A 25,243-nucleotide genomic window follows, 5' to 3' on the forward strand; every position below is an offset into this window, starting at 1 on the left:
AGCGGTGGGGAAATAAATCCCCGCGAAGCAGTGGGAGAATGTTTGCGCGGCGGGAGAATACCCGCGAAAGCAGGGCAAATACCCGCGGATGCAGGGCAAATACCCGCGGAAGAGGGGCGAATACCCGCGGATGCAGGGCAAATACCCGCGAAGCAGGAGCAAATACCCGCGAAAGAGGAGCGAATACCCGCGAAGCAGGAGAAAATCCGCGGCGGGAGAAGCGAATCCTCGCGCACCAGAAGAATACCCGCGAAAGCAAGGCAAATATCCGCGAAAGCAAGGCAAATACCCGCGAAGCAGGAGCAAATACCCGCGAAGCAAGAGAAAATCCGCGGCAGGAGAAGCGAATCCTCGCGCACCGGCAAAATACCCGCGAAAGCAGGGCAAATACCCGCGGAAGAGGAGCGAATACCCGCGAAGCAGGAGCAAATACCCGCGAAGCAGGAGAAAACCCGCGTCAGGAGAAGCGAATCCCCACCCCGCGGCAGCAGAAACGAATCCCTCCCACCCCTCTCCACCGCGGCAGGATCCCCGCGAACAAAAAGCAAATAATCAAACTTAATATGAAACTCGTGTTCTATTGTAACAAAGCATAGCTAATATTACAGGAATGTTACAAAACACCGGGATAGCCATTAATTAATACCCATATTTTAGCGCTGATAAACCACGGAAACGTTGGTGTATCAGCGTTTTTTTTGCTTTCAGAAATCCGTTACACAATTGAAAAATTAAAATAGCATCTTTTATGATAGTCTATGTATAGGCAAAAAAGTTCTGAAAGGGGTATACCGAAATATGAAAAAGAAATGGTTATTACCGATTTTTGCGTCTTTTATGTTATTTACAACAACTCAAATAGATACAGCTGAGGCAGCTACAGCATCTGATGTTACTGAAACAGCGTCAAAATATTTAGGTATTCCATATGTTTATGGAGGTACAACTACTAAAGGGCTTGATTGTTCAGGCTTTACATCTAAAGTGTTTTCAGATTTAGGTATTAAATTAAACCGTACATCAGGTTCACAATACGAACAAGGTACAGCGGTAGAAAAAGATGACCTACAAGTTGGTGACTTATTATTCTTCAATACTAGTGGTAAAGGTGTCTCACATGTATCAATATACATAGGTGACGGAAAAATGATTCACTCACAAACAGGTAAAGGTGTTAGTTACTCAGATTTAAACGATCCATATTATTGGGGTTCTCGTTATATCGGTGCTAAACGCGTAGCAACATTTGATAGTGAACAAGCAGAAGCTGTTAAAGAAGAAGTAAAGGATGCCGCTATTGATTTTACTGTTTACGCTTCTCGTGCTGAAGTGGCAGAGCAAATTGCTAAAGCACTTAACTTGGATACATCCGATAAAAATACGAAATTTACAGACGTAAAACCATCATATGCACATGCTGGTGCGATTGCTGCTGTATCGAAGTTAGGTATTTTTGATGGTGATGGTAATGGCAAATTTAACCCATCTTCACCTATAACACGTGCTCAAATCTCGAAAGTATTAGTACATGCCTTCGGATTAGAGCAACAAGGCGATGTTGTAACATTTGCTGATGCTCCTGCAAACCATTGGGCAAATGAATGTATTTCAATTCTAGCTTCAAATGGTATTACTGAAGGTACAGGGAATGGTAACTACGGTTACGATGAGATGTTAAAAATTTCTCAACTTCAAACATTTATCGAACGCGCACAAAAATTACAAAAATAATTAAATTCCGTATTACTTAGACAAGGGCTACGTTTAAAGTAATACAATGCAAGGAAGTTCTTTTAAATAATGTATAAATTGAGGGGAGTTTGCACTTGCAGGCTCTCTTCTTTTTATGAAATATCAAAATTCAAGGGGTGATGCCTAAAAATAGTAGAATAGTTACATTCGTATGATAGTTTTGTCAGTGGAATTTTGCTAAAATGAACACGAGAACAGGAAGGGAGGAAATAAGACAGTGTATTTCAAAAAAATCAGTCTTATATTATGCGTCTTATTCATTTCAGCTTCTATGTTTACGATACATAGTGCCCAAGCAAGTGGTGGGTTTGTAGATGTTCCTAAAGATCATGAAGCTTATGAAGAGATCAATTATTTAGTTAGTTTAGGTGTTATTAAAGGATATACGGAAAACGGCAAAACGTATTATAAACCTAATAATAACGTAACGCGTGGACAAGTTGCCAAAATGGTTGTTGTTGCTTCAGGTAACAAACCACTAGTTGCCAATAAATCAAGCTTCTCTGATGTAGCAGTTGGCACAGAGCTTTCAGGCTATGTAGAACGTGCTGTACAGCTTGGTTACTTTGCAACAAATACAAAGGGACAATTCTTACCGAATAAACCTTTAACTCGTGATGAAATGAGTCATGTTTTAACAAAAGCTTTTAACCTTGATACAAGTGAATATGAAAATATCGATTCTCCTTTTGTAGATGTGGGTATTACTAATCCATACGTAAAATACGTGAATACGATTTACTATAATGGTATTACAAAGGGAAGCGGCCAAAATTATAATCCCGATAGCCAAGTGACACGTGCACAGTTTGCGTTATTTGTAGCGCGTGCAAAAAGTGAAAAGTATCGTTTAGAGCTACCTGTAAAAGGTGTAGCTGTACCTGATACGTCACAGGTTATTGGATTAGTTTCCTCAACGACTGACGGATTAAATATTCGTAAATCTAAAGATTCTTCATCTAATGCTAACGTTGTAGGTACAGTGGATAAAGGTGGTAAACTATCAGTCTATGCAGTTGATGGAGACTGGTTAAAAGTTACCTATAAAGGTGCCTATGCTTATGTTTATAAAACGTATGCACAGTTTTTAGATGCAGATGGTAATGCATTAGGGAATGTCCAAAAACAGGTTACAACAACACAAAATATAAATCTTTATGTAAAACCAACTTCTTCCTCGAAAATTATTACAACAGTTAATAGCAAAACGAAATTACCAGTTTATAAGACGGTAAGTGGCTACTATTTAACTGTAGTGAATGGTTTACCAGGATATATTGTAGCGAATAGTACAGAGGATGTTGAAGTAGTAAAACCTCCTACTCCAACTCCAGATCCAAATCCGAATCCAAATCCAGATCCAACTCCTCCAGTAGTTTCAGGTGATCTATTAGGTCGAGTGACAGTTGATAATTTAAATATGCGCCAAGAAGCTAACTCTACTTCTGCGGTAGTAAGTAAGCTGAAAAAGGGCGAATATGTTCAAGTAAATAGTATTAACGGTTATTGGGCACAAGTTACTTCTAACGGTCAAAAAGGGTATGTCCATAAATCTTACTTAAAACTATTAAATCAAAGTGGTAATCCGTTAAAAGATCGTATTATCATTCTTGATCCAGGTCATGGCGGTAAGGACCCTGGAACTGTTGTAGGTTCTAATTCCGAAAAAGCCATTACATTAAAGGTTGGCACACTTGTGAAGCAAAAGCTAGAGGCTGCAGGTGCGAAGGTAATGATGACTCGTACGGGGGATACATATCCTTCACTACAAGACCGTGTTGACTTTACAAATGCTAATTACGGTGAAATCTTTGTAAGTATCCATGTTAACTCAGCAGCGAATACGTCTGCACAGGGTACTGAAACATATTATGCTATTTCAACAGGTGATATGCAACAGGAAGACGTTGATCTTGCTACATTTGTAAACAATCAAATCGTTAATAACTTAAATATGAAAAATCGTGGTGTTAAAGAACAGCAATACTATGTAATTCGCAACATGATTATTCCATCCATCTTAGTCGAGCTAGGCTTCCTCACAAATAATGAAGACCGCGCTAAAATGACGGATGATCAATATGCTGAGTTATTTGCTGAATCCATTTACAAAGGGATTTCACAATATTACGCAAAAAAATAATAAAAGAAGCTACATTGTTCATAGTGAACGATGTAGCTCTTTTTTTGTTTCTGCTCACTTATAAAATCGATAGAACATTTTTTACTATAAAAGGCTCATCACCATACGTACAGGGCCTATATTTTAAGAAAAGTCATCTATAACTTTTGGTGATGAACCCTATAAAACCCAAAAATACTAATAGTTACATTCGTATGATGGTTTTAAGTGTTAAATTTTGCTAAAATATATTCGAGAATAGAAAGGGAGGAAAGAGAGCATTGTATTTCAAGAAAATCAGTCTTATGTTATGTATCTTATTCATATCAGCTTCAATGTTTACCATACATAATGCAAGTGCAAGTGGTGGTTTTGAAGATATTTCTCCAAAGCATGAAGCTTATGAAGAGATCAATTATTTAGTTAATTTAGGTGTTATTAAAGGGTATACAGAAAAAGGAAAAACTTACTTCAAACCTAATAATAACGTGACGCGTGGGCAAGTTGCTAAAATGGTTGTTGTTGCTTCAGGTAACAAACCATTAGTTGTTAATAAATCAAGCTTCACAGATGTTGCAGTTGGTAGTGAGCTGTCAGGCTATGTAGAACGTGCTGTACAGCTTGGTTACTTTGCAACAAATACAAAGGGGCAATTCTTACCGAATAAACCTTTAACTCGTGATGAAATGAGTCATGTTTTAACAAAAGCGTTTAACCTTGATACAAGTAAGTATGAAAATATCGATTCACCTTTTGATGACGTAGATATTACAAATCCGTACGTGAAATACGTGAATACAATTTACTATAATGGTATTACAAAGGGAAGCGGTCAAAATTATAACCCAGGTAGTCAAGTGACACGTGCACAATTTGCGTTATTTGTAGCGCGTGCAAAAAGTGAAAAGTATCGTTTAGAGCTACCTGTTAAAGGTGTAGCTGTACCGGATGCGTCACAGGTCATTGGATTAGTTGCCTCAACGACTGACGGATTAAATATTCGTAAATCTAAAGATTCTTCATCTAATGCTAACATTGTAGGTACAGTGGATAAAGGTGGTAAACTATCAGTCTATGCAGTTGAAGGAGACTGGTTAAAAGTTTCGTCAAAAGATACCTATGCTTATATTTCTAAAAAGTATGCACAGTTTTTAGATGCGGACGGTAATACATTAGGAAATGTTCAAAAGCAAGTTACTACAACACAAAGTATAAACCTTTACGTAAAACCAACTTCTTCTTCAAAGGTTATTTCGACTGTCAATAATAAAGTGAAATTACCAGTTTATAAGACAGTAAATGGCTACTATTTAACAGAAGTGAACGGTTTACCAGGTTATATCGTGGCAAATAGTACAGAGGATGTTAAAGTAGAACAGCCTTCTACTCCAGCCCCAAAACCAACTCCAGATCCAAACACGCCATCAGTTACAGGTGACTTACTTGGTCGAGTGACAGTTGACAATTTAAATATTCGCCAAGAAGCTAACTCTACTTCTGCGGTAGTAAGTAAGCTGAAAAAGGGCGAATATGTTCAAGTAAATAGTATTAACGGTTATTGGGCGCAAGTTACTTCTAACGGTCAAAAAGGGTATGTCCATAAATCTTATTTAAAACTATTAAATCAAAATGGTAATCCGTTAAAAGATCGAATTATCATAATTGATCCAGGACATGGTGGTAGTGACGTAGGGACCCTTTTCGATAAAATTCTCGAAAAGAATATAACATTAAAGGTTGGTACTCTAGTAAAGAATAAACTAGAGGCTGCGGGTGCAAATGTATTGATGTCTCGTACTGGAGATACGTTCCCTACATTACAGGGGCGTGTAGATTTTACACATGCTAATTACGGTGAAATCTTCGTAAGTATTCATGTTAACTCAGCAGATAATAAAGCTGCAAAAGGCACCGAAACATTCTACGCTCAAACATCGGGTGATATGTATGAAGAAGATATTGATCTTGGGACATTTGTAAACAATCAAATTGTTAATAACGTAAATATGGAAAATCGTAAGGTCAAAAAATTTAATTACCATGTAATTGTAAATACGAATATTCCGGCCGTTCTAGTTGAGCTAGGTTTCCTTTCAAATAGTGAAGACCGTGCTAAGTTGTCGGATGATAAATATCTTGAGTTATTTGCTGAATCTATCTACAAAGGAATTTTGGAGTATTACTCAAAGCAATAATAGTGAAGAGCTACATCGTCCAATAGTAGACGATGTAGCTCTTTTTGTTTGATTAGTAGTATTCAAAGGAATTTTATCAGCAATTCGGTACTTCTACCAGCGATATCTAGGGGCTTTGCGGCGAAGCGACACATTTAGCGGCGCAATCCCCGAGTTTAGCGGCGAACGGAGAACTTTTAGCGGCGCAATTCCCGAGTTTAGCGGCGAAGCAGGCACATTTAGCGGCGCAATTTCCAAGTTTAGCGGCGAAGCAGGCACATTTAGCGGCGCAAATCCCGAGTTTAGCGTCGAAGCGAGCACATTTAGCGGCGCAAATTCCGAGTTTAGCGTCGAAGCGAGCACATTTAGTGGCGCAAATCCCGAGTTTAGCGTCGAAGCGGGCACTTTAAGCGTCGCAATTCCTTAGTTTAGCGTCGAAGCGAGCACATTTAGCGTCGCAATGCCCGAGTTTAGCGGCGAAGCGGGCAATTTTAGCGTCGCAATTCCCAGGTTTAGCGGCGAATCAGCACTTTTGCTGGTAAAATTCACAAGTTTGCCGGTGAAACTCACAGATTTATCATCGATTGGCTTCACCAGCGAGAAAAACATTCCAATCAATGCTCTAAAAAATCAACCTTTACCCTTGTTATTTTGAATTTGCATGAAGTGTTCTATTTACGAATTGTGCAAAGTTTTGACGTGTTACTGTATCATTTGGTTTAAACGTATTATCGGCATAGCCTGTTGTAATGCCGAGTACATATAAAGCTTGGACATCTTTATAATAAGCATGAGATGTAGGTATATCTGAGAAAGTATGATTCGTGTAGCCCTGTAGTTTGAAGCCGTTGACGAGTGCTCTTGCCATAGCAGCGCGCGTCATTGGCTGATGGGCATTGATTTTGCCATCTTCTAATGCAATAATGCCGTGGCGTAAGCCTGTTGCTAAAACTGCATAGCCATAATCACTTGCTTTGATATCACTTGCATTTAATGTAGCTGAGCTTGATGTTGGAATACCTAATGCTCGCAATATCATTTCTGTTGCTTGTAAGCGAGTCAATGTACCCTGTGGATTAAATTTCCCATTAGATCCTTTCACAATGCCAAGTGCATATAAGTTTTTTATATCATGATAGGCACCATTCGATGATGATACATCTGGGAAGAATGGAGCGGAAGCAATTGTTGCTTTGTTGGAACCTTTTGCGCGTGTGAGCGTTTTAATTTCTGCAATCGTTGCAAATTTTTCATCAGCATTTTTGCGATCATCACGCCCCTCTATAAAGGATGTACGTATCGTATATGTTCCGGCAGCTAAATTACCAGGCATAGAGATTTGATACTTTTCAGAAAGGGTACTAATATCTTTCTTATCAGCATTATCTGTCGTGGAATCAGCAGCAAGTCCTGGAATATAACGTTCGTGCCCTTTACCAACAACTTTATCGTTTGCGTCTAGAATTTCTACTTTCAATGTACCACGTGCAGGTACATTACCATTGTTCTTAACCGTTACAGTGGAGTAGAAAACAAATTTACCAGACGGTGCTACATAACCTTGCACCCCGTCAGAGTAAAGCGTAAGGTTATAACGGCGGGGCACATTGCCATTATGATTTTCGGCTACCCAATTTAGAGCATGCTTCATAAATACTTGTGCATCTTTATCACCATTAGTTGTTGAATGGGCAGCACCATTTTCGTTATCCTGCCAATCAGCTTTAGCATCAATGTTAATATAATCATAGATTTTGAATCCAATTTGAACAACTCGGCCCTTACCGTATTCGATAGCGTGGGCAGCACCAAATTCATTTTTTTTCATTGTTTTAGCCTTGTCAGTGTAATTGTAATCTGAGAAATATAAAATAGGTGTTGCAGATCCTCCTTGCCAAGGCTTAATGATTTCTACCCAATCACGATCTGTTTTTGTTAGATTAAGCTTGCTTTTGCCAAGCTCTTTTGTTGTATTTTGAATAGTTGGATGAACAGTATTTATATTGCTTATTGTTGTATTTCCTAATACAATATCGTCAATAAAACGTGAATTGAACACCTCAGTTAAATTATCCCATTCCATTACCCAAGAATCGACATCATAGATTAATGGAGAAAGATCCATTTGGCCGGATTTAGGGAATTTTGTTGATTCATTACGCGCTGTCTGGAAGGCGAAAATGGCACCACCGCCATTTCGGACGTACATTTTGACATTTTCGCGTTGCTGATGATTCATCATGACTGTATAAGCAAAGACGATTGCATCATATTCACTTAAATTTTCTAAATTGTTTAAGTCTTTCTCATAAATTTTCTCTACTTGGAAGCCTTGTTGCTGATAGAGAAGAAAAGCTTTAAGTTCCTTATTATATGTGGAGCTATAGTCAACCTTTTCAGAAACAGACTGGCCATTAAATGTTCCACTTGGGTGTGTTGTATTGGCGTATTTTTCACTACTTTCAGAGAAAACGACACCGATTTTCTGAGCAGCTTTAGCTTGTGTTGGTGCTAAAAAAGCTATAAGCATAAAAGAGCATGTTACGAGTAGTGAAATGAATAATTTCTTCATTGAATCCACATCCTTAGTTCTATAATTTTTCATTAAAAATTGCACTACATTACTTATATTACACCTAAATAATGGTTAAATCATTAAAAATTGGTTCTTTAGTTGGGATTTTTTATGACATTTGATGAAAAGAATTGTCGATAAAGTGGGGCTAAAATTCTGTTGATTCGAGCTAAATCATATAATGTCTTTTGGAAGAGAGGAGACAGACTGGAAATTAATCGATGATATATATTAGGGATGATATTTGATAAAACTTATCCCATTTATTTCAAGTTGATTGTAGTGGAGGCTGAGCGACTCCTTGCGGCTTATCGGACGCCCCCAGGAAAGTGCTCAGTCGGAACGGAAATCAACCACACATTATAATTTGAGCCATTAATTATCCAAAATGAGAAATTATTGCATAATTTTATATTAAATCGATTCATTCCTTTCTATAAGTCTACATGTATTTATGATATAATAACTTTTGTTTTGTATAAGAAATGAAAAATAAAACAACTATGATTCGCGATAGAGGAGGGCAATCACATCTACTTAGATGTATGACATTTATGAATAAACTGAAACAAACTTTAGCAAAGGTCAATAAGATTGATACGTTTTCACCGTATTTCTTTTTACCTTTTATATTAGTGCTCTATTTCTTTACAAGTCTATTCGATTTCCATCGATTTGAATTATTTAATGTACGTGTGTCAATTTGGCCAGCGGTATTTTTAGCACTTGCTTGCTATTACATCGGTGTGTACATCATTGATAAATTACAATGGACAATCCCATCATTCGGGTTATCCTTCTTAGGGAAATATGTTGTTCATTTTATTGTAATTTTAACTTTAATTGGTTTAACTTCATATTTATTAATGATTTTTGGCGGAGGATTTGGGATTTCTGATGAATCGAATCGACGTAACCTTGATCCAAAATTAAACTTCTTTGCCCAATTATTATGGTTTGGAGTTTTATTGTTATTATCATATAAAATGATTTTAGAAAAGCATATGACATGGAAGAAAGTATTAGTATACGGTTCCATTTATGCGGCTGTTATGTTCTTATTCTTATTAATGGGTTACCGTACACCATTAATTATTATGTTATTTACTGGTATTATTATTTTCCATTATGTTGTAAAGCGTGTGAAATTAACATGGTTCCTTTCTGCTTTGTTTGTGATCGGAGTAGCTTTCTCAATGTTTGGTTTCCTACGTGTCGTATCAGAGGATACAACGAAGGAATTTAATAACCGTGATCAACCAGATGTAGAATTAACTGAAACAGAAAAGGAAAAACTGTTAACAGTAGAGCAACAAGTTAATTTAACGCCAAAATGGATTCGTTCATTGAATGGTGAGAGTGTTACAGGTCATATTGTTTTAAGTAAAATTATTGAATATACGCAAGAGGAAGGCTACCTACATGGTGAACTTCATGCTGGTATCTTGAATACAATTTTACCAGGTGAACAAGTGTCCCCTCGTATGAAAGTAACAGAAGTTGTAAACTCTCTAAGTGTAGATGAAGGTAAATATATTACACGCCCTAATAGAACAACAACACCAACGTTCATCGGTCAGTTATTCTTAGATGGCGGTTATTTACTTGTAGGAATCGGCTTCTTCTTATATGGTGTATTAATCTCATTAATTTATAATAAAGTGAAGCAAGGCGGTATTCGTAGCTTCCACTCAGTAGCCTATGCGTTTGTCATTACACTATTCACAGTGTCTATGCATACAGGCTTACTTGATTTAATATTTATTTTAATGCTTGGCTTTGTTGTCCTAGCCTCGGCGGTTATAAAAACGGACAATAAAAAAACTTCATATTAACAATAGTAGAGATGTCTCAATGGTCAGCTGAGGCATCTCTTTTTTTGTATATGGGCGTTCTATCCGTCGCATCGGTTCATCTATCCGTCAGTTCGATGGTGCAATCCGTCGCCATGAAGGTAGATGTCGATATTTTTCAAAAGTTGGGTGATAAATTAAAATAGTTGGGTGATAAATTAAAATAGTTGGGTGATAAATCAAAAAAGTTGGTCGATAAACGATCAAAAGTTCTCGGCAAATCTCAAAAGTGCAGCTCATTAAAGATTTTGTCGCTGCCGTTGCGCTCCGCTCCACTTTCGCTGCAGAAAAGTGAGATTTTGCCCCAGCCTCTCTTTTTGTATATGGGGCGTTCTATCCGTAATATCAGATCTTCTATCCATCAGTTCGATGGTGCAATCCGTCACATCAGCTCATCTATCCGCCGCCTCTGTTTCTACAGGCACAACGCGTAGTTCTTCAGCAGGAGTGTTGAGCATTTACCTCCAAAACAATATTTTAGAGCCGCCTTCACAGAAAAAAGCCGCCCTAATGATAGGACGACTTCTTATTTATTTTACAGTATTGATCACTTGTACATAGTCTTTGCTAACAAAAGCTGTTCCTGTATGCAGCTTATCAGAAAGAACCTCATACCAGCCGTTTGTAGCTGAGTTTGTGATGATAACAGGCATCCCGCTACGTGCATAAGTGAATAGTGGAGTATCGCCAGTAGATGCGCCTGTACGAACATTTAAGCCGTGTGTAGTTGTTAAGCCAATTGTGTATGGATTATTAGCATCCTTGAAGCCTAACGCTTTTTCAGCACGGTAGTAATGTCCTGCAATTTTTGCACCCCAGTATGGGTCAGAAGCGTATTTTACGTTAAAGCCAAGAGCTTTTGAACCAACTACAGCGCCGTTGGCAAAGTTTCTGCCTGGTGAACCACCTGGCGTGATATAGTTTGGCTGTAAAAACTTATCAACAAGCTCATTGATATTGGCAGCAATACTATCAAACTTTTTCTTTAGTGGATTAGTATCATACTCATACAAACCAAATAAGTTATTTAAGTTTTGTGCATTTGGACTCATACCATAAGCACTTTCATGCTGTGCAAGTGATAAAATAAGCATGGCATTAATTTGCGATTTTGCTTCTACTTCTTTTAATGTTTTGCCTAAACCTATTAATTTACTTTTCTTTGTTGCATCTTTATAAAGAGCAATCCCCGTACTTTCCATCTCAGCTAACTTCTGCATAATATAAGCGTCAATTTCTTCTGCAGTATAGTGTGTTGTTGCACGAGCAGGTAAAAATTGATAGTAGTTATACGCGTCACCTTTAGAAGATCCATCTCCATTTGTGAAAGTGATGCCGTTCCAGCTATAGTATTTTTCACCTGGCTTCATGAAAGAAGGTGCTTTTCCGTACACATAGCTAGAAGAATATTTATTTGTTTTGTAATCGTAGAGCGTGTGTTTAATTTCACCATTCTCATTTGTATAGTAAGAGCGACCTTTGCTCATTGCAAATGGGATTAATGTAACATCAGCCTGTTTTAAGTAACCAACTTGACCAGCTAAACGTACTTTTACTTGTGTTTCATCACTGCTAAGGTATTCCATCTCTGTATTACCTGCAACAGCAATCGAGTCATTAATTGTTTCAGATTTTAGTGCTACATAATTATTTGTCACTACATAGCCTGAAGACATTTTCACAATTTTATCATTTTGAACAATAACCTGTGTATTTTTTGTCATGGCCTTTTCAGCATCTGCAAAGGTAGCGAATCCTTGATTGCCAACTAGTGTGCCGTTTGAAATTTCCTTAATAACGTATTTAGAGGAGTTAGCATTTGGATCGTCAGTGTTCGAAGTGCCGCCGTTTGAATTGCCAGAGTTTGGATCGCCAGTGTTCGAAGTGCCGCCGTTTGTACTTCCGTTGTTAGAATCGCCAGCGTTTGAATTACCGCCGTTTGTACTACCACCGTTAGAATTGCCAGCGTTTGAATTACCACTGTTCGAATTGCCAGCATTTGAATTACCACCGTTCGAAGTGCCACCGTTCGTATTGCCGCTGTTTGAATTACCGCCGTTCGAATTACCGGTATTTGAATCATCAGCAAGTGTCATTAAGCGGTGAACAAATGTAGCAGCTTGTCCAATAGTTGCATTTTTGGTAGGCATAAAGTTACCACCAGAGCCTTGAATGATTCCTAATTGGGCACCTACAGCTACTGCTTGGCGGTAGTCTTTAATAATAGATGCATTATCCTTAAAGGTAATTGTAGGAGTACCTTTAGGGATTTTTAAATAATCAATCGCTCTTTCTAGCATAATTGCCATATGCTGCCTTGAAATAGCGGCATTAGGCTTAAATGTACCATCGCCGTAGCCAGTAATAATCCCAGCAGAAGCAGCAAGCTTAATATCTTTTGCGTACAAATGTGTTGCTGGGACATCTTTAAAGACTATGTTGCTTGATTCTTGAAGATTCATGGCCTTTGCTAAATAAGAAGCGAATTCTCCGCGAGTCACATTAGCATTTGGACGATAACTTCCTTTTGCATCTTTTACTAATGCATTTTTTGAAATTAAATAGCGAAGACCCTGTTCATGGGAATGCCCTGAAAGTTCATCAGCAGCAGATGCTAGTTGGGGTTGCCAAAAAAGCATGCCGACGACAGTCATGAGCAAAGCAATGATTGATAGTTTTTTCATATTTTACCCTCCTAAACTTCTACACTATTTTAACAAAGTTATAGGGTCACGATAAAGGTAAACGCTAGAAAAATCATAAAATGAGACTATATGAATAGTTTTCTTAACAATTACTATGAAACTGGAAAATAGCTTAAATGTTCCATAGCTATTTTGGCATATTTTTGCTAATGTAATAGAAGTAAAACATATGAAGGGAGAGTTGAGGGCTCTATATTACTTAGGAGCGCAAAAAAATGAAAAAAATAGCAAAGAATTTACTAGTTTTAGTTGTATTATTGTCAATGGTTGTTAGTCCGTTAAATGCTTATGCAGCTCAAACGGTCAAGAAGGATTATCCATTATCGAAAGGTATACAGTATAAACAATATACATACAAAGATACCTATACAAATTCTATAAATCATATTGAGATTGATTTAGATAAACCAGATACGGAAGTACAATTAGGTATGCCTGCAACAGTCAATGGCAGAGAATCGACAGTAGCAAATGCTAATCGTAATTCACGTGAGGGGAATCGTGTAGTTGGTGCTATTAATGCAAGTTTCTTCGATATGTCTGAAGGTTTCCCATTATTTTTATTAGCTAAAAATAATGTTATTTTTAACGGTGGTGCAGTTTCAAACGGCTCCGATCAATATATGAATGTCCCTACAGCTTTTGGGATTTCAGCAGATGGCAGTGGTGTCATTGACTATTTTGATTTTGATGTAACACTTTCTCATAAAGGCACAAATTATGACATGTCAGGAATGAACCGTGCACGTAATATTTATGAATCGATTGTTTACACACCACAATTTTATAGTAAAACAACAAATACAAATGAATACGGTTTTGAAATCGTAGTAGATACAGGTTCTCCAATTACTGAAAACAAATTTGGTCAAACGTTAACAGGAAAGGTGACAAAAATTACACCATATGGATCAAAAGAAAAAATATCCATTCCTCCAACTGGCTTTGTCGTTTCTTTACAAGGTGGAGATTGGCACAGTAAGCTAAGTCAAATTGCACTTGGAGATGAGCTGAGTGTTAACTTCTCAATTGATAAGCAGTGGCAGGATGCACAATTTATCATGGCGAGTGGTCCGTATTTAGTAAAGGACAATAAACCTTACATTATGATGAGCACATCTAGTCAGCGTGGAAGAGCGGTTGTACCTCGTACTGTTGTAGCGACAAGTAATAATGGGAAAAAAGTACACTTTATAACGGTTGATGGGAAACAGAAACATAGCGCAGGGATGAATATGGTTCAACTCGCTAACTATTTAGTGTCGCTCGGTGTTGAACGAGCAATTAACTTAGACGGTGGCGGCTCAACAACAATGGGTATTCGAAATTACGGTAATAATAATGTCGTATTAGCGAACATACCATCCAATTCAGGAAACACACAACGTCTTGTGTCCGCAACATTACAAGCTGTTAGTACGGCACCAACAGGTAAAGGAAGATATATTGACTATAAAAATAGTACAAGCAATGCAACTCTTTTAGAAGGTGCTTCGTCTAGTATAGCAGTAAAATATGTTTTAGATGAAAATTATAATGCACTTCCACTTGATGGTCATTTATCGTTAACATCTGAGAATAATACTTTAAACGTTAACGGCTTAAGCTATACTGCAACGAAAGCCGGCAATGATCGTATTTTCATCAACCATGATGGCACTGCTGTTCAATCATTCCAAGTGAAAGTAGTAGATGCTCCGGCAGCAATGAACATTGCACCAACATCAAAAACAGTGAATTCTGGCGAAACTGTCAAATTTACTATGGATGCAAAGGATGACGGTGGTAAACCTCTAGTTTACAATCCATCACAAGTGAAATGGTCTGTAGAAGGAAATATCGGTACCATTACTAATGACGGTAAGTTTACAGCCAAAAATCCAGGTGCTACTGGTAATGTAGTTGCGACTTTAGGAACAAAAAGTGTAAAGGCTCCGGTGACTGTAGCAGCTGCTGGATTGTTTAAAGATATTCCAAATAATTATGTGTACTATAAAGAAATTGAGTATTTAACAAAAAATAATATTATTACAGGTCAAGCAGATGGCACATTTAGACCGAATGATAAACTTACACGTGCACATGCGGCAGTTATTATTAGTCGCGCACTTGGTTTAGATACATCAAACGTAAAAAATCCAGGCTTTAAGGATATTCCTGCGAATCACGTTTATTATAAACAAATCGCAGCTGTAGTTGAGGCTGGTATTATGAGTGGTAAAGGCGGTAATACCTTTGATCCAAATGGTACTTTAACGCGTGCACAAATGGCGAAGGTTGTAGCATTAGCTTATGATCTAGAAGGAACAAGTAACATTAACTTTAAAGATGTATCGAAGGATCATTGGGCATACCCATATGTTCAGCAACTAGCTGCAAATGATATAACTACTGGCTATGGTGATAACACTTTTAGACCAAATGAAGCGATTAGTCGCGCTCATTTTGGATTATTCCTTTATAGAGCAATCCATCAATAACAGTAGTCATTAAAGAAAGGCTTTGCATTTAATAGCAAACTAGTAGTTATACCTAGTTTGCTATTTTTGTTTTTAAATCAAAGGGAGTCGTAGTAGATAGAAATCTAGTTGATTTTTTACCATATTGCAAGAACTATATTACCTTTTAAAGCTCACTTTTTTTTTACTATTTTTAAAAAGAAAGAAAATCTACAATTATGGTATAATCTCAGTATTAAAAAGTAAAAGGATGTTTTTTAATGAAAATAGGCATTGTGGGGAATTACGGCAATGATAATAATGGTGATGAATCAATATTATACGGCATTCTTCAACAAGTAAAACAAACATTTTCGGTAACTAGTGATGACATTACCGTTTTTAGTAATAACACACAACAAACATCCGAACGTTATGGGGTACACAGCTATCCGTTGTATTACAGAAAGAGTAATTTATTTAAAACGTTTATCCATACTTATAAAAACAATAAACAATATGTATCCACATTTGACCTCCTCATTATTGGTGGTGGTGGTATTTTAATGGATTTCTATAAACGTGAGGCTCACCTGTATGGAGCGTATGCAATGATGGCAAAACAAAGTAATGTTCCCTACATTATTTACGGATGTGGCGCTGGACCACTCGATACGATTTCAGGAAAAATCAGTATTCGCGCGATGTGTCGTTATGCAGCAAGTATTTCTGTACGTGACCCTCAGTCTAAAGAGCTTTTGCGAAGTATTGGGGTAAAAAAGTCAATAGAAGTTATTGGTGATCCTGCATTTACATTAAAAGGGGATCGCCAAAATTACGCCAAAAAACCAATTAAAATAGGTGTCTCAGCAGTTCCCTACTATAATGCAAACTATTGGCCAGAGGGAAATGTTGAAAAATATGATGCGTACATTACAGGCATGGCGAAAAATTTAGATTATGTAATTTCTGAGCATAATGTAGAAGTTACGTTTTTTGCTACTAAATTCCCGCAGGACGTTACTGTGACGAAGGATATTCAGAGAAAAATGCAGCGACGTGAACATACAGAAATTATTGAAGAGAATTTGGTGCCGGAGCGATTACTTGAGGTGACTGAGGAGCAGGATATTATTATCGGTACACGTCTACACTCGCTTATTTTGGCAACCAATTCGGAAACTCCGATAATTGCGATATCCTATCATACAAAAGTACAGGATTTTATGTCCTTTGTAGGCGCATCAGATCGTTGCTTGCAAATGCAGGATATAGAGGATGATGAGAAGGCTCTATCCACATTAGTTGGCAAACTAAGTAGCAATTGGGAGCAGTCAATTGCAGAGACGAAACAAATTGCTACCCATATTCATAAAGAGGCCATGCACGGTCAGGAATTAATGAAAAAGGCAGTGACACGTCTATGAAAAAAGTACTCGTCATTAGTAATATGTATCCAACATCTGATCATTTATCATTCGGTATTTTTGTGAAAAACCAAGTCACTGCACTTGAAAAAGCAGGACTAGACGTAGATATATCAGTAAATACAAATCCGGCGACAGGTAAGAAAAACACCATTATGAAATATACAAAATGGGGCTTATCGACATTGATGAAAGGCTTAAAAAACAAAAAGTCTATTGATGTCACACATGCACATTATGTGTTCCCATCTGGTATGCTGTCGTTGCTATTAAAGAAAATGTTTGGTTTACCTTTTATCGTTACAGCACATGGTGGCGATATTGAGCGTATGGCGAAAAAGAGTACAAGAATTCGCAATTGGACAGCTAGTATTTTACGTGAAAGTGAACATGTTATCGCAGTAGGTCCTGTCTTAGCTCAACAAATTGAACAAGATTTTGGGATTGAAAAAGGTAAAATCTCTATCGTTAGTATGGGTGTGAATCGTGAGGTTTTCACAAAAGGAAGTCAAGCAGCAGTGTGCAAAGAACTGCAATTAGCTTCTGAGCCATTCAGATTTTTATTTGTAGGAAATGTTATTAAGCAAAAAGGCGTTGAGGAGCTGTTACAAGCTTTCCAAATGCTAAAAACAAAAGTATCTCGGCCTTTAGAGTTAATTCTTGTTGGTTCTAGAAGAGACCAAGCATTTTTCCAATCCTTGCAACCATTAATCAGTGAAGACGTCAAATTTATAGATCCACTAAAACAACAAGAACTAGTGAAGTGGTTCCAAGCAAGTGATGTCTTTGTATTACCATCCCATTTAGAAGGATTTGGGTTAGTGGCATTAGAGGCTTTAGCAACAGATACACCTGTTATTGCTTCGAATGTAGGTGGACTTGTATCTTTGCTTGGAGAAGGCGCAGGGCATTTAGTGGAGCCCGAAAACGCTATGGTTTTATCCGAGGAGATGCTGCGTGCAGTGAACACGCCAAAAGATCAATATATGAATCGTGAAGCGGTCGACAAAGTATTAGCCATTCACGATGAAAAAAATATAACAGCACGCTGTATAGCGATTTATAAGTCGGCCGTCGAAGGTAGGGATGGCTTATGAATAAATTTATAAAATTAATTGGGGCAGTTGCGATTATTAATGTCGTGGCCCGTGTTTTCGGATTTTTACGTGAAATGATTATCGGATACCAATTTGGTACTGGCCATACTTCCGACAGTATTTTTACTGCGTATATGATTCCAAACTTTTTATATTTAGTAGTTGGAGGAGCATTTACAACTGTTTTTATTTCAATTTATAACCGAGAATCAACCGACAAAGGACTATTCGTAAAGCAGTCGTTTACAATAGTTGCTGTGACAGCGACACTAATGACATTGATTGGGATGGTCTTTGCTGATCCAATTTTAGATAGCTTTAAAACGGATAAGATTGTTAGCGAGGAAGAAGTGGCTTTAACAAGAAATCTTTATTTGTGGATGATGCCATCATCTATATTTCTTGTGTTATCTTCTTGGTATAGTGGTTTACTAAATGTAAATCAAAAATTTCATTTATCGAGCTTTGCCATTTTAATTTACAATGCAATTTTCTTACTGATCGCAGTTGTATTATCGGAAACTATCGGTCCCATTGGATATGGTATTAGCGCATTTGTGAGCGCAATACTAATGGTGTATTTCTTAGTTATCGGTTACCGTAAATTAGATTCGTTTAAGGTAGGATTGTCTTTTAAACAAAATGTATCAACAAAAGAGTTGTGGATAATGGTTGTACCTATTATGCTTGGCGGTGCAACGGTTCAACTTTATGCACTACTACAGCGCTATATAGCAGGGCTATTATCATTAGAAGGAGCAGTATCATCTGTTAACTATGCTTCTAAGTTGATGCAATTCCCACAAGCTATATTAATTACGGCAGTAACGACAGTTATTTATCCAATCTTAAGTCAAAAGGAAGCTGATAATGACCATGCTTCTATAAAAAGCTTGTATTCAAAGGGATTACATTACTTGTTACTATTACTTGCTCCGGTGACAATTTTCTCGTATTTTTATTCGACTAGTCTAATTCAAGTTGTTTACGAATATAACAATTTTACTCCGAAGGCAACGGCTGCAACAGCGCCAGTACTTGCTGTCTTCGTACTTTCTATGTATTTCCTTGCAGCAAACGGATACATTACACGCTTTTACTATGCAAAAGGTGACTCAATGGCACCTGTAATATTTAGTTTACTAAATGTATTTGCAGTAAATATTGCAGTTATTTTCTTAATGGTAGATTCAACTGGAGTAGTTTCAATTGCATGGGGGACTTTAATAAGTTCCATTGTGAACTTTATCATGCTTGTAGTGTATGCAAGTATTAAATATGATCTGAAAATGGGTATTTTCAGCAAAGAGCTACAATTTTTCAGAGCATTGCCACCATTGATCGTTATCACGATTGTTATGTACTTTTCAAGCGAGTATTTAGTATTTGATAACAAGTGGGTAACTTTCATTGTAGGTCTTGTTATTTTTAGTGCTGTGCTTGCAGGCTCCTATTTATTATTTGGAGTGAAGGAAGTAAAAGAATTTAGTGATAAACTAAAAAGAAAACTTTTAAAACAATAGCAAAAAAGTGGGTATCTTAGAAGAAATTCTTTGATACCCTTTTTGTATTTAACTGGGTTATTCCAGGAAAGTCAGGGATGGCATTTTTTAGACGTATGGTATGTTGATTGGAGTAAGTCTGGATGACCCCTTAAATCGTCACAGGTGAGGCCCTGGAGCGAAGTGAAGCGGCTCATCAGTAGCATTCAGTCGGAACGGAGGTCTTTTCTCCGCAATAACGGGCAGTAACTTTATCAGTACCAAAAGCGAAGTGTCAGGTACAAGGCTTCCACTTCAAGGTGTGAGATTAACTGCCCATAAAAGCCCGATTGGTGAAGACTAATAATTAGTGTGGCCCACTGATTAAAGTTTCACTTTATTTTTAAGTAAGGGATTAAAATTCGGATTAGTTAGACAATATAAGTACTTGTTGCAAAAAAAATGTCATATTCATAATATTTTATAGTAAAAAAATAGGGGCTGTATTATAATAATTTTATTCAGATAGCGTGGTATTTTTTAACTTATTTCAGCATTCATTTCCCCTTCTACAGGTGGTAATAAGTTAAAGCCTCTGGTGGATGAAAAAATGGATTATTTTGGCATCACTTAGGATCATCACCAAAAATTGTGAATGAGCCCAGGTGGAACGGAAATCAACCACACGTTATGGTGATGAGCCGGACATATAGATAATTTGGAATTAATTAGTATTAATAATACTTGAAGGAACTACAATCTAAGATAAGGTGGAAAGTATGACAAGAGGTAGGAAGATTAATTCAAATGGTGAACGAAGTAAACAATTATTGCTTGAAAAAGCAGTAGAGCTATTTTCTGAAAAAGGTTATCATAATACAAAAATTAGTGACATTGTAAAAGCTGCCAATGTAACACAGCCAACGTTTTATTTATATTTTGAAAGTAAGGACTCTCTTTATAACGATCTGAATAGACGATTTCAGCGTGGATTTGATGAGATCATGAGTAAACAAGCAGAAGAAGTTGTAAAGGGATTAGAAGGCTTTGTGACAATGCTGAAGCAAAAAATACAAATGTTGTTCGTCTACATAATTGAAAATCCGAAATTAACGAAAATTGGATTATTTGAATCTGAACAGTCATTTTTAGTTAAATCTCAGCTTACACAGCAGTTAATTTACCTTATACACCTCCATGATTGTGATGATGTATTACAATCGTATCGTGTCGAAATTAACGTAGTTGTAGATAGTTTTGTAGGATCCTTGGAGCGTTTAATATTAACAAATTTACTTGAACAAAAAAGACTTCCTTGCGAGCTAGCAAGAGACTTAGTTCATTTATATTTTTTAAGAGAAAATAAAGTGAATCTTTAATCAATGAGGTTTTCTCTTCACTAATCGGGCAAAAAAATTCCCCTCACCACTAAAATGGTGAGAGGGATTTTTTTATTTCTTCACTGTAATATGAAGATAACTGCCTTTTTGAAGCTTTTTATCTGTTTCTTTTTGAACAGATGGATGAACAAGAAGCATATATTCTTGCTCAGGATTTAATGGTTTTGATGGGGTAACAAGTAATGATTGACCCTCAACTTTTGTAGTAATTGGTACCTCGTTACCACCTAAAGCGACGAGCTGTACACTGCCTTCAGCAATTTGCGAAGAAAGTGCTTGTGAGAATTTCACTGTAAATGTTTTAGATGGTGCTACATTTTTTAAGCTTGCTAGCTCTTTATAATTTGGATATTGTTCTTTTATTGCATCGTAATGGGCCTGGAAAATAGGAGGAGTCTTTGTTTGGATATTTGGTTTTACCCCAACTTCATTAATTGTTTTCCCTGAAGGACCTGTAAATTTACCTACTGTAAGTTTTAAATAGCTACCATCACTCAATTCAAAAAAGCCTTGCATAGCGCCTTTTCCATATGTAGTTTCTCCATATAAAATAGCAGATTGCTGATCTTGTAATGATGCTGATAACATTTCAGACGCGCTAGCACTATAGCGATTTACTAGAATGCGTGTATTAGCTGGGAATTTTTCGTTTTGATGGGCTGCACGTACTTTATAAGAGGCATGTGCTTCTTCCAGTAAATAGGCAATTTTTGCTTTTGGGAAGAGCCCCGTCATTTCCTCAGCCGTTGCCACATAGCCGCCACCATTGTTTTGTAAATCTAATATAAAGGAAGTTGCACCACGCTGTTTTAATTCAATAAGCGCGTCCTTAACAAGCTTTGCACCGTCTTCTGAGAAGGATGACATGGCAATATAGCCAACATTTCCAAATAGTAATTTAGATTCCACATTCGGTAATGTGAATTTTTTTCGTGTAATTGTTTTAGTAGAAGTTTTACCATTTTCATGTTTGAGTGTCACTTCTAGTTTAGTACCCTCATCACCGACTAATAAGGACGAGGTTTCTTGTATGGAGCCTCCTACAACTGATTGCCCGTTAATGGCAGTAATAATGTCTCCAGCCACGATACCGGCTTTAGCTGCACCACTATTCTCAAATACTCGTAAAATATGAATGCCATCTTCATGTTCTTCGATGACTACACCAATACCAATTGTTGATAGATTGATGCTATTGATAAATTCCTCAAATTCCTCTTTTGTGAAATATGTGGAATAAGGGTCTAGCATATCAATGATTTCTGGAATTGTTTTGGCGTTTTGCAAATTCCCATTGATAGTCCCAACATAATTTCCCTCAATAATTGCCTTGATCTCTTTTACAAGCTGTTGTTCATTGCTTGCAGCAGATGCGTTCGCAAATGGGAAGATGAAGAAGCTTAGAATAAATACGAAAGACCACAATATTTTTTTCATAGGACACCTCTTTTCTGATTACTTTTATTATACATGAATTACCATATAACCGCGAATAGGGAAAGAGAGAATTTACTGAAAAAAAGAATCTGCAAGCCTTTTGCGAAATAGTAAGTCTATGCAAGATTCGTAGACAGAGACTTACTAGCAAAAAGCAAGCAGATTCTAATTAACTAATAAATGGCTTATCACCAAAAGTTGTGATGACATTTGTAAAACGTATACCGAACAGAAATCCCCCATGATATAGCGATGGACCTGTGTAGAAATTTTAAAAAATCTCTTTTACCTTTTTGTAAGCTTATGAATGATAAAGCCGATAAGTGCGCCGATAATTGCAGGTACAAGCCATCCCAGACTTTGCTCGTATAATGGTAAAGCATTTAAAATATTCTCATATGGTGTAATTCTAATTTTCATTTCCTTTAAACCATCATATAGACTAACACAGAATGTTGGAATTAAAGCTAAAATGTAAACGATTTGTCCACCTTTAAAGAAATGATCGACAAGCGACAGTACCATTAACACCATTGCTAGCGGATAGATAATTAATAGTACAGGCAGTGATGCACTAATAATTGTAGAAAGACCTACGTTCGTAATAGCAGCACTAAAAATTGTGAAAACTATTAAAAATGTTTTATATGATATTTTTGGGAATAACTTATGGAAATACGTAGCATTGGCAGTTAATAATCCTACAGCAGTTGATATACACGCTAGTAAAATTGTAGCGGATAAAATAATGCTTCCAAAATTACCAAATAGAACTTTAGCTGATTTTGCAATAATATCACCGCCATTATCAAAAGTACCAATGGCATCAATACTAGTGTTACCGATTTGGCCAAGAGAGATGTAAACAAATGATAGGCCAATAGCTGCAACAATTCCGGCGAAAATCGTCGTTTTGACTTGTTTTTTAGTATCTGACATACCCATGTCACGCAATGCTTGTAAAATAACGATACCAAAAACGAGTGCACTCAGAACATCCATTGTTAAATAGCCTTGAACAAAGCCTTCAGTCAGAGGTGATACAGTGTATTCTCCCATAGCTCTCCCTGGTTCACCCATTGGAGAAATAAAGCTTTTAACCGCTAAAATTAAAATAACGATCAATAAAGCAGGTGTTAAAATTTTCCCTACACGATCGACAAGCTTTGTAGGGTTAATAGCTAAGTATAATATTAAGGCAAAAAATAATATAGAAGTAATGAACAGTGGTGCCCAATGATCAGCTATTGACTCAGGTAGAAATGGTGCAATCCCTATTTCATAGGAAACAGAACCTGTACGAGGTACTGCAAAAAATGGCCCAATGGCTAAATAAACGATTGATGTAAATATTACACCAAAAGCAGGGCTTACACGATTAGCAAGTAATTGTAAATCCCCACCTGCTTTTGCAACAGCAACGATTGCTAAGAGTGGTAAACCCACACCTGTTATTAAGAAACCAATCATTGCTAACGTAATGTTCTCACCAGCTTGTTGGCCTAATAATGGAGGAAAGATAATATTTCCAGCACCTAAAAATAAGGCAAATAATAGTAAACCTACTGCTAAATTTTCCTTGATGAAAAGCAAACTGTTTTTCATAAAAATTAAAACTCCTTTAATTGAAAAGCTGAAACTTTCTAAAAATTTTAAATACAGATGTGTATGTTACCATAGTAATACGAATCTTGCAATTAATATCTTTTTGTGATTCGTCGGATTCTGTAGTATTTAATAAGATTGATAATTTGTTTGAAAAATAGTCAGTTTTTCCGATTTCTCATTACTTTGATATCTAGTATGATAGACTCACAAGGAAATATTCTAGCATGAACGGAGGCAATTTGGTATGAAAAAATCAAAAAAATTGAGAATACTAGCTTTAAGTACGATAGCTACTTCATTTTTAGCACTACAGACCGCAGAAGCAGCTACATATACCGTACAAAAAGGGGATACTCTATCTAAAATCGCCCAAAATCATCAAGTAACAGTACAAGATATAAAAAGCTGGAACAAATTAAAGGATGATATGATTTATGTGGCTCAAAAACTTGAGATTTCAAAACAATCTACTAATGAAACAGTAAAACCTTCAAATCCATCAACAACAAAACCAACAACACCTACAACACCACCGAAGTCTACAACTGATTCTCATACAGTAGTGAAAGGTGATACATTATCAAAAATTGCTAAGCAATATAATGTGACACAGAAGGACATAAAAGATTGGAATGGACTTACGACTGACACTATTTACGTTGGACAGGTGTTAAAATTATCTCCAGGAGCTACAATACCTGAGAGTGAAAATGGGCCTTCTGGTGTAGGAACACCATCAAAAGAAACGTCTAAAGAGCCTACAGCTAATGGACAAGCTGTTTATAAAAAAACAATAGAAGTAGCTAATACATTGGTAGGAACTCCATATGTCTATGGCGGTATTACACCAGAAGGTCTTGATTGCAGTGGCTTTATTTACTATGCCTTTAATCAAGGTGGTTTGAAAATTGGAAGAGACAGTAGCGAAGGATATTTTAATGGTAATACAACACAAGTTAATAATCCGGTAGCGGGAGATTTAGTATTTTTCGAGAATACGTATAAAAATGGAATATCTCATATGGGTATTTATCTTGGTGATAATAAATTTATCCATTCAGGATCAGATGGTGTTGAAGTTTCAGATGTTACGTACTCCTACTGGTCTCAAAGATTAGTATCTTATAAACGATTCGACGGTATAAAATAAAGGTAAAGCGATTTTTGCATACAC

Annotated in this window: 17 protein-coding genes; 13 read left to right on the forward strand and 4 right to left on the reverse strand. The window is 36.8% G+C overall.

Annotated features, from left to right (window positions below):
• Nucleotides 1–38 precede the first annotated feature (38 nt).
• The 5 genes from QRN68_RS09390 (at nt 39) to QRN68_RS09410 (ending at nt 6,703) form a co-directional block, all read left to right on the forward strand.
• A complete protein-coding gene (locus QRN68_RS09390) occupies nt 39–596 on the forward strand; it encodes a hypothetical protein (protein ID WP_285396570.1) in 558 nt (185 codons plus the stop codon).
• A gap of 202 nt (nt 597–798) precedes the next feature.
• Entirely contained in the window at nt 799–1,731 is a 933-nt protein-coding gene (locus QRN68_RS09395; protein ID WP_285396571.1) for a C40 family peptidase, read from the forward strand.
• A 292-nt stretch (nt 1,732–2,023) separates the two neighbouring features.
• The gene (locus tag QRN68_RS09400) at nt 2,024–3,895 is read left to right on the forward strand and encodes an N-acetylmuramoyl-L-alanine amidase (RefSeq protein ID WP_285396572.1); all 1,872 of its coding nucleotides are present in this window, start codon (nt 2,024–2,026) and stop codon (nt 3,893–3,895) included.
• A 314-nt stretch (nt 3,896–4,209) separates the two neighbouring features.
• A complete protein-coding gene (locus QRN68_RS09405; RefSeq protein WP_285396573.1) occupies nt 4,210–6,069 on the forward strand; it encodes an N-acetylmuramoyl-L-alanine amidase in 1,860 nt (619 codons plus the stop codon).
• Between the two features lie 439 nt (nt 6,070–6,508).
• Nucleotides 6,509–6,703: a hypothetical protein gene (locus QRN68_RS09410; RefSeq protein ID WP_285396574.1), complete on the forward strand. Its 195-nt coding sequence runs from the start codon at nt 6,509–6,511 to the stop codon at nt 6,701–6,703.
• On the opposite strand, the gene QRN68_RS09415 is transcribed toward QRN68_RS09410, so the two are convergent.
• Entirely contained in the window at nt 6,695–8,620 is a 1,926-nt protein-coding gene (locus QRN68_RS09415) for an S-layer homology domain-containing protein (protein ID WP_285396575.1), read from the reverse strand. The two genes, QRN68_RS09410 and QRN68_RS09415, sit on opposite strands and share 9 nt — an antisense overlap.
• A gap of 557 nt (nt 8,621–9,177) precedes the next feature.
• Here QRN68_RS09415 and QRN68_RS09420 point away from each other — a divergent pair.
• Nucleotides 9,178–10,458, forward strand: a complete 1,281-nt coding sequence (locus QRN68_RS09420) for an oligosaccharide repeat unit polymerase (protein ID WP_285396576.1) — start codon at nt 9,178–9,180, stop codon at nt 10,456–10,458.
• Nucleotides 10,459–10,469: 11 nt separating this feature from the next.
• Nucleotides 10,470–10,622: a hypothetical protein gene (locus tag QRN68_RS09425; RefSeq protein WP_285396577.1), complete on the forward strand. Its 153-nt coding sequence runs from the start codon at nt 10,470–10,472 to the stop codon at nt 10,620–10,622.
• Between the two features lie 384 nt (nt 10,623–11,006).
• On the opposite strand, the gene QRN68_RS09430 is transcribed toward QRN68_RS09425, so the two are convergent.
• On the reverse strand, nt 11,007–13,160 hold the full coding sequence (locus tag QRN68_RS09430) for an S-layer homology domain-containing protein (RefSeq protein WP_285396578.1): 2,154 nt from the start codon (nt 13,158–13,160) through the stop codon (nt 11,007–11,009).
• Nucleotides 13,161–13,396: 236 nt separating this feature from the next.
• Between QRN68_RS09430 and QRN68_RS09435 the strand changes: the two genes are divergently transcribed.
• The 5 genes from QRN68_RS09435 to QRN68_RS09455 all read left to right on the forward strand — a co-directional run bounded on the left by QRN68_RS09435 (nt 13,397) and on the right by QRN68_RS09455 (nt 21,003).
• On the forward strand, nt 13,397–15,661 hold the full coding sequence (locus QRN68_RS09435) for an S-layer homology domain-containing protein (RefSeq protein ID WP_285396579.1): 2,265 nt from the start codon (nt 13,397–13,399) through the stop codon (nt 15,659–15,661).
• A gap of 239 nt (nt 15,662–15,900) precedes the next feature.
• On the forward strand, nt 15,901–17,046 hold the full coding sequence (locus tag QRN68_RS09440) for a polysaccharide pyruvyl transferase family protein (protein WP_285396581.1): 1,146 nt from the start codon (nt 15,901–15,903) through the stop codon (nt 17,044–17,046).
• Complete coding sequence (locus QRN68_RS09445; protein ID WP_285396582.1) at nt 17,043–18,143, forward strand: glycosyltransferase; 1,101 nt, start codon at nt 17,043–17,045, stop codon at nt 18,141–18,143. Before QRN68_RS09440 ends, QRN68_RS09445 begins: the two co-directional genes overlap by 4 nt.
• Nucleotides 18,140–19,666 carry a murein biosynthesis integral membrane protein MurJ gene (murJ, locus tag QRN68_RS09450; protein ID WP_285396583.1) on the forward strand — a complete coding sequence of 509 codons (1,527 nt, stop codon included), beginning with the start codon at nt 18,140–18,142 and terminating at the stop codon, nt 19,664–19,666. Before QRN68_RS09445 ends, murJ begins: the two co-directional genes overlap by 4 nt.
• 737 nt (nt 19,667–20,403) lie before the next feature.
• On the forward strand, nt 20,404–21,003 hold the full coding sequence (locus QRN68_RS09455; protein ID WP_285396584.1) for a TetR/AcrR family transcriptional regulator: 600 nt from the start codon (nt 20,404–20,406) through the stop codon (nt 21,001–21,003).
• A 72-nt stretch (nt 21,004–21,075) separates the two neighbouring features.
• Here QRN68_RS09455 and QRN68_RS09460 read toward each other — a convergent pair whose 3' ends face one another.
• The gene (locus QRN68_RS09460) at nt 21,076–22,461 is read right to left on the reverse strand and encodes a S41 family peptidase (protein WP_285396585.1); all 1,386 of its coding nucleotides are present in this window, start codon (nt 22,459–22,461) and stop codon (nt 21,076–21,078) included.
• Between the two features lie 285 nt (nt 22,462–22,746).
• Entirely contained in the window at nt 22,747–24,066 is a 1,320-nt protein-coding gene (brnQ, locus tag QRN68_RS09465) for a branched-chain amino acid transport system II carrier protein (RefSeq protein ID WP_285396587.1), read from the reverse strand.
• Nucleotides 24,067–24,313: 247 nt separating this feature from the next.
• On the opposite strand from brnQ, the gene QRN68_RS09470 reads away from it, so the two are divergent.
• Entirely contained in the window at nt 24,314–25,219 is a 906-nt protein-coding gene (locus QRN68_RS09470) for a C40 family peptidase (RefSeq protein ID WP_285396589.1), read from the forward strand.
• The last annotated feature ends 24 nt before the right edge of the window (nt 25,220–25,243 follow it).

The sequence above is a fragment of the Lysinibacillus sp. fls2-241-R2A-57 genome (genome assembly GCF_030209535.1).
GTDB lineage: Bacteria > Bacillota > Bacilli > Bacillales_A > Planococcaceae > Lysinibacillus.

Excerpts from the sequence above, each read along its gene's own strand:
- QRN68_RS09415 (WP_285396575.1), bottom strand. The coding sequence starts at position 8,620 with ATGAAGAAATTATTCATTTCACTACTCGTAACATGCTCTTTTATGCTT.
- QRN68_RS09455 (WP_285396584.1), top strand. The coding sequence starts at position 20,404 with ATGACAAGAGGTAGGAAGATTAATTCAAATGGTGAACGAAGTAAACAA.
- murJ (WP_285396583.1), top strand. The coding sequence starts at position 18,140 with ATGAATAAATTTATAAAATTAATTGGGGCAGTTGCGATTATTAATGTC.
- QRN68_RS09395 (WP_285396571.1), top strand. The coding sequence starts at position 799 with ATGAAAAAGAAATGGTTATTACCGATTTTTGCGTCTTTTATGTTATTT.
- QRN68_RS09430 (WP_285396578.1), bottom strand. The coding sequence starts at position 13,160 with ATGAAAAAACTATCAATCATTGCTTTGCTCATGACTGTCGTCGGCATG.
- QRN68_RS09400 (WP_285396572.1), top strand. The coding sequence starts at position 2,024 with ATGTTTACGATACATAGTGCCCAAGCAAGTGGTGGGTTTGTAGATGTT.
- QRN68_RS09460 (WP_285396585.1), bottom strand. The coding sequence starts at position 22,461 with ATGAAAAAAATATTGTGGTCTTTCGTATTTATTCTAAGCTTCTTCATC.
- brnQ (WP_285396587.1), bottom strand. The coding sequence starts at position 24,066 with ATGAAAAACAGTTTGCTTTTCATCAAGGAAAATTTAGCAGTAGGTTTA.
- QRN68_RS09420 (WP_285396576.1), top strand. The coding sequence starts at position 9,178 with ATGAATAAACTGAAACAAACTTTAGCAAAGGTCAATAAGATTGATACG.
- QRN68_RS09435 (WP_285396579.1), top strand. The coding sequence starts at position 13,397 with ATGAAAAAAATAGCAAAGAATTTACTAGTTTTAGTTGTATTATTGTCA.
- QRN68_RS09405 (WP_285396573.1), top strand. The coding sequence starts at position 4,210 with ATGTTTACCATACATAATGCAAGTGCAAGTGGTGGTTTTGAAGATATT.
- QRN68_RS09445 (WP_285396582.1), top strand. The coding sequence starts at position 17,043 with ATGAAAAAAGTACTCGTCATTAGTAATATGTATCCAACATCTGATCAT.
- QRN68_RS09470 (WP_285396589.1), top strand. The coding sequence starts at position 24,314 with ATGAAAAAATCAAAAAAATTGAGAATACTAGCTTTAAGTACGATAGCT.
- QRN68_RS09425 (WP_285396577.1), top strand. The coding sequence starts at position 10,470 with ATGTCTCAATGGTCAGCTGAGGCATCTCTTTTTTTGTATATGGGCGTT.
- QRN68_RS09440 (WP_285396581.1), top strand. The coding sequence starts at position 15,901 with ATGAAAATAGGCATTGTGGGGAATTACGGCAATGATAATAATGGTGAT.
- QRN68_RS09390 (WP_285396570.1), top strand. The coding sequence starts at position 39 with ATGTTTGCGCGGCGGGAGAATACCCGCGAAAGCAGGGCAAATACCCGC.
- QRN68_RS09410 (WP_285396574.1), top strand. The coding sequence starts at position 6,509 with ATGCCCGAGTTTAGCGGCGAAGCGGGCAATTTTAGCGTCGCAATTCCC.